The sequence below is a fragment of the Phormidium sp. CCY1219 genome, from assembly GCF_035615515.1.
Classification (GTDB): Bacteria; Cyanobacteriota; Cyanobacteriia; order Cyanobacteriales; family Laspinemataceae; genus CCY1219.
Map to the genome: position 1 here is coordinate 1 of NZ_JAJENT010000059.1, position 215 is coordinate 215.

Here is a 215-nt window from a genome sequence, read left to right on the forward strand (position 1 = left end):
AAGGTTTTGCTAACGGGTGTCCCTTCGCTGGTGGTTCCGATATCTATTGCGGTTGTGCTGTCATCGGGAATATCGGTGGTGTTTTCGAGTACCTGGATTTCTGGCTGATTTGCGCCAGTAACGGTACCGCTAATGGGAAAATTAAAGGGGTTTTCGTCGCTATCGTTGGTGGTGAAGGAGAGTTCCCCAGAAGGAGTTCCCGCCCCTGTGGCGTC

At 52.1% G+C, this 215-nt stretch carries 1 protein-coding gene; it reads right to left on the bottom strand.

All coding sequences use genetic code 11. The features are described from left to right. Positions 1-215, bottom strand: a 215-nt coding sequence (locus LKK83_RS00415) for a hypothetical protein (protein ID WP_324628768.1), incomplete at both ends; no start/stop codon positions are given.